Source organism: Parasediminibacterium schistidii (assembly GCF_046546515.1).
Lineage (GTDB): Bacteria > Bacteroidota > Bacteroidia > Chitinophagales > Chitinophagaceae > Parasediminibacterium.
In genome coordinates, this window is sequence record NZ_JBKHKJ010000067.1 from 1 (window position 1) to 5,568 (window position 5,568).

Sequence of the window (5,568 nt, forward strand, 5' to 3'; positions counted from 1 at the left end):
ATGCCTATTATTTTATCATACAAATCCTCGTGTGGTTGTATTACCAAGATGTATTCATTAACGGAATGGTTTATCATTATTTCTTTATGCTTGGTTTAAATGAAAGCTGCATATTTGCTTACAGGTGTCAAACTGATCCTTGCGGCGCAGCAAAACCAGCTCCTGCACTTCAAAGCTGGCTTCAAATGTTTTTTCAGCATAGTTGCGTATAGCTTTTTCAAAAACCTGGGTTGACAGCTTTCGGGCAATAGTTAGGTGAGGATGCCTTATTAAACGCATGGGTGGGCAATCGTTGCTGCGTACATATTGGTCAATAGGTTCTAATGCAGTGGCTAGTTGCTTAAAAGGCTGGTGTTCTTGTATCCTTATATATATGGAGTGTGGCGGAAAGCCGCTATAATTATTAAGTGCCACGATGAATTTTTGCTGCATCCCAATGGCTCTGCCCATCCATCGGATTATAGTGGCTTCCATGGCCTCCTTGGCAAAAAAACGGGAACCCGTAATGTGGGGTTTTGTTTTAATGGCTATTTGCTCTTTGTAGGTATCGGCAAACAATTGTTTTTCCACCATCACCTGCTGGTAAATATGCTTTTCAGGCGTTGCTACAAGTAGGTACTCAAACAGTGGTTCATCAAAATGAACCAAACGGCTAGTGGCATATAAGCTATTAGGGGCTGTTTCCATGAACTAAATTTTAATACGTAATTATTTTAGTATAAAAATACTATATTTTTTAGTAAACGGTAAAATTTAATTTTTTCTCTCCATAAATATGGTCACAAAGACACAATGTCTCAAATTGGCACTAAGAAAAATGACAGGACTCTTATGTTACAGAACGCCTATTAAACTTCTTTTTTTGTGCTTCTTCGTGTTTTTGTGCCTTTGTGGCTATTTGCAATTAATTCATAAACGCTTCCATTTCAGCTACTATTTTTTCTGGTACTAGCAAATGCGGGCAATGGCCAATAGTGTCTAAAACAGCCATTGTGCTGCCGGGAATACGACTATGCAGGTAGTTGCCAACGGCAAGTGGGGCAATCATGTCGTCAGCTGATTGCAAAATAAGCGTTGGCACTACTACTTTATTAAGGCTGTCCCTATAATCGCATGTAAATGTAAGCCTGGCAAATTGCTTAGCTATTTTAGGGTTACTGCGGCAAATGCTGTTGGTTAGTTCCTCTATAATTACTTCGTTCCCTTTTTGGTTGCCAAGAATAGCCGGAACTATAGAGGATGCCCAGCCAAGGTAGTTGGCATCCATCATGGTTAACAGCTCATCAATTGAAGCCTCTGAAAGGCCGCCTAAATATCCCTGCCCATTGCCGCTTTCATCATTCATATACCGTGGCGAACCAGAAAGCAGGATTAATTGCTTAAAAATATGTGGTCTTTTAAAGGTTGCGCCCATGGCAATCATAGCCCCTATAGAATACCCGATAATGGTAATATCGGCAAATGCATATGTATCGCAAATGGCAACAATGTCGTCTGTATGGCTTTCTAGTGAATTGTATTTATCAAAAGTATAGGCAATCTCATCCGACTGGCCAAACCCCATCAAGTCTATCATTACGATGGTACAATCTTTTTCAAAAGCAGGGACAATATACCGCCACATGGTTTGGTCGCAACCAAAGCCATGAACCAGGAACAAGACCTTGCTGCCATTCCCTTTTATAGTAATGTTGTTTTTTGTGACTAATGCATGTTTGTTGCCCATAGCAAGAATATTAGGGTTTAAAGGTATTAGATTTAGGCAATTTAAAATACGCCACCCCTAACTCAAGTGGTGAAGGGGGTAAGGTTAACAAAATTAGTTTTCCCATTTACTCCTGTCAGCATAAGCCTATGGCATTTTGGTACTAAAGTATTATTTAATCCAGATTTTGCAGTTGAAATCTATTGCAAGCCCCAACTACTTCAAACACAAGCATTTGTGCCTCTCATAACGAAGTCAACTGCAAAACCCGGGTTTAACTTATTCAGATTCTACGGATTAATGGGGATAGTTAGGGCTGCTGAGTAGTAACATACATAGTTTTAGGTAGAGCCAAATGGATGTTGGTATTTGCTGGTGTTAAAATTGTTTTTATTATACAATACTTTATGTACATATAAAAAATGAGGAATAAAAAAAGCCCCGGGAGATTTCCCAGGGCTTTGAAATTGAATTGTATGTAGAATATGTTTAATTAAGCAATTTCTACCTCAGCACCAGCTTCTTTCAATTTAGCTGCAATTTCGTCAGCTTCTGCTTTAGCAGCACCTTCTTTAATTGGTTTTGGAGCAGCATCAACTAGGTCTTTTGCTTCTTTCAAGCCTAAGCCAGTCAATTCTTTCACAATTTTAACAATTTGAAGTTTGTTAGGGCCAGCTGCTTTCAAAATAACGTCAAAAGCAGTTTTTTCTTCTACTACAGCAACGGCGGCAGCAGCAGGACCAGCAGATACAGCAACGGCTGCAGCAGCAGGCTCAATGCCATACTCATCTTTCAAAATTTTAGCTAACTCGTTTACTTCTTTAACGGTTAAGCTTACTAGTTGTTCTGCGAACACTTTCAAATCTGCCATAGTTGTACATTTTTTCCGTCTTCATTGCTACTTTTATAGGTAACTCCGACGGATTGTTTAAAAAAATTTGCCTTTAATTATTACTCCCTCAGGCCTGGGAATATTAAGTTGTGAGTAGTAAGTAATAAGTCGTAAGTAAGAAAATATAAAATTCCTAATTCTTAATTCTCAATTCCTAATTAACTAAGCTACTTCCCTTTCTTCTAAAGCTTTCAACAAACCAGCTAGTTTGCTGCCAGCGTTCAAGCCGCTGATAACATTCTTGGCAGGAGATTGCAACAAGCCAATGATTTCGCCAAGCAATTCTTGCTTGCCTTTCAATGTTTTCAGTGCATCTAATTGGTCGTTGCCTACAAATACAGCACCGTCAACATAAGCTGCTTTCAATACAGGTTTTTCGCTTTTGTTCTCTGTGCGGAAAGAAGAAATAATCAACGCTGGTTCTTTTGCATTTTCAGCAAACATCAAAGCAGTAACATTGTGTAGGCTATCGAAAATGCCAGCATACTTTTCAGCATCTAGACCTTCCAACGCTTTTTTAATCAAGGTGTTTTTAGCCACCTTCAATTCTACATTCTTGTTGAAACAAATCCTGCGCAGTTTGCCTGTTTGTGCAACTGTAAGCGATTCTGTATTGGTAATATAAAAGTTGTTGTATTGAGTGAACTTTTCTTTAAGTGCCTCAATTACTTCGTTTTTTTGTTCTTTTGTCATAACTAATTTTTTTTAAAACCCGGGTCATCTTCCATTGCTGGAATCGCCAGGATTAGTTTGATGATAATAATTTTACATCCAATGTAATGCCTGGACTCATGGAAGATGCTAAGCTAGCAGCTTTCAAGTAAGTGCCTTTTGAAGTAGCAGGTTTCAGCTTAATGATTGCATTGATAAATTCAGCACTATTTTCAGCTAATTTTTGTGGGGCAAACGAAACACGTCCTATAGAAGCGTGAACAATGCCAGCTTTATCTACTTTAAAAGCAATTTTACCGCCTTTTACCTCGTTTACAGCAGCCGCAACATCGTTTGTTACAGTACCTGTTTTAGGGTTAGGCATCAAGTTGCGGGGACCTAGTATTTTACCAAGTTTACCAATTTTAGGCATTACCGATGGCGTAGCTACAATAACATCTACATCTGTCCAGCCGCTTTCAATTTTAGCGATAAACTCATCTAAGCCTACAAAATCGGCACCTGCTTCTTTAGCAGCCGCTTCTTTGTCAGGGGTACAAAGTACCAATACTTTCTTTGTTTTACCAGTGCCGTGAGGCAGTGTTACAGTACCACGCACTTGCTGGTCTGCTTTTTTAGGGTCAACACCTAAGCGAAGATGTATGTCCACAGAACTGTCGAATTTCGTACAGTTGATTTCTTTTACCAATGATGTGGCGCTTTGCAGGGAATAAAGTTTAGTCTTATCCACCTTTGCGTTAGCAACCTTTCTTTTTTTAGTCAATGACATAATTTGAATGATTTAAAGGTGGATGATTAATTTTTTACCCAAGGAGCTGTTCCGTCAATAGTAACGCCCATGCTGCGTGCTGTACCAGCAACCATTTTCATGGCACTATCCAATGTAAAGCAGTTAAGGTCAGGCATTTTGTCTTTAGCGATAGCTTCTACTTGTGCCCAAGTTACTTTACCAACCTTTACACGATTAGGTTCTTTGCTGCCTTCTTTAATGCCGGCAGCTTCTAACAATTGTATGGAGGCGGGGGCAGTTTTTACTACAAAATCGAAAGATTTGTCAGTATATACTGTAATTAATACTGGTACTATTTTTCCCAGCTTGTCTTGAGTCCTAGCATTGAATTGCTTGCAGAACTCCATGATGTTCACACCTTTCGAGCCAAGTGCTGGGCCAATTGGTGGAGCAGGATTAGCCTGTCCTCCCTTTGCCTGCAACTTAACGTAGGTTGAGATTTCTTTTGCCATTGTTTACGATTTAATTGGTAATAGCGTTTTGGCAAATGCCAAAACTCCCAAGAATCAATCATTCTTTTTATAGAAAGAACTTTTGGGAGCGCAAAAGTAGGGGATTATTGTAGATGTGGAGAAATATTTTTTTGCTGCAAAGGCCTGTGCATAAAAGTTTTTTGCTTTTTCGTAAAAAAATCACCGTAGCAAAACCCGCTTCCAAACTGCCTCATTTATCCTGAAAGGCCGCAGCAAGTTCTCCCATGGGAAAGGGGGGCAAGAAGGTGGAGGGCAAAATGATAAAACTTACATAATTTTATAATATCAAATTTACAGGGTTTTTTATTAAAATAGTTTCAGTTTTGCCAATTTTAAGTCTTTTTTGCTGCTTCTGATTTTTTTTAAAAATCCTCACAATTTTTGCAAACGATTGATTATCAATAACATTAGCGAATTTTTAGTAGAAAAAAACGTGTTATTTTATGATAATTTACTATCATTTATTAATTATTTATTGATAAGAAACTGATAATGAACTAATCATTTTATGATTACAAAGTGATAATTTATTGATAAGGAATTATAATACCCAAATTTTAAAAAACTACTATTTTAATATTAGTAAAAAAAGAACTATGATACTGCTGCGAGACACTAGCTTTGTAAATGCTTTGTATCAAGTGCATTTATAGTACAAAGATAAGGTTTTTATAAATTAGGGCATGTTTCAAGACAAATCAAAAAAGGCAGCCCAAGTGAAAAACTCCTATACAACCAAGTAGCCACTAATGCACAAATAGCACTAATTTTGTATATTACTTGGTTATTTTTAGCTAAATACCAGTTGCTTGTAGGGAGACTTTTATAGAACAATTTGCTACAAATGCACGAATAGCACTAATTTCCATATAAATTGTTTATTTCTAGCTAAATATCCGTTGCTTATCGTGAGACTTTTATGCACCATAAAGGCCAAAAAAAGTCTAGCATGACAAAATGAAATTATGTTACGTACTTACTTTAGCAACCTGAAGGGTTATTTCTGCGAATTAATTAATTTTGAGAAATGGATAAG

General features: G+C 37.7%; 6 protein-coding genes. All 6 read right to left on the bottom strand.

What is annotated here, in order from left to right; all coding sequences use genetic code 11:
• Positions 1-84: 84 nt before the first annotated feature.
• Positions 85-687, bottom strand: coding sequence for a 2'-5' RNA ligase family protein (locus ACHFIY_RS18965; protein WP_410847705.1), 603 nt, complete (start codon positions 685-687; stop codon positions 85-87).
• A 217-nt stretch (positions 688-904) separates the two neighbouring features.
• On the bottom strand, positions 905-1,726 hold the full coding sequence (locus ACHFIY_RS18970; protein WP_410847706.1) for an alpha/beta fold hydrolase: 822 nt from the start codon (positions 1,724-1,726) through the stop codon (positions 905-907).
• A gap of 472 nt (positions 1,727-2,198) precedes the next feature.
• On the bottom strand, positions 2,199-2,576 hold the full coding sequence (rplL, locus tag ACHFIY_RS18975) for a 50S ribosomal protein L7/L12 (protein WP_410847707.1): 378 nt from the start codon (positions 2,574-2,576) through the stop codon (positions 2,199-2,201).
• 183 nt (positions 2,577-2,759) lie between these two features.
• Positions 2,760-3,290, bottom strand: coding sequence for a 50S ribosomal protein L10 (gene rplJ, locus ACHFIY_RS18980; RefSeq protein ID WP_410847708.1), 531 nt, complete (start codon positions 3,288-3,290; stop codon positions 2,760-2,762).
• A gap of 52 nt (positions 3,291-3,342) precedes the next feature.
• Complete coding sequence (rplA, locus tag ACHFIY_RS18985; protein ID WP_489685652.1) at positions 3,343-4,038, bottom strand: 50S ribosomal protein L1; 696 nt, start codon at positions 4,036-4,038, stop codon at positions 3,343-3,345.
• Positions 4,039-4,064: 26 nt separating this feature from the next.
• On the bottom strand, positions 4,065-4,511 hold the full coding sequence (gene rplK / locus ACHFIY_RS18990) for a 50S ribosomal protein L11 (protein ID WP_410847709.1): 447 nt from the start codon (positions 4,509-4,511) through the stop codon (positions 4,065-4,067).
• Positions 4,512-5,568 lie beyond the last annotated feature (1,057 nt).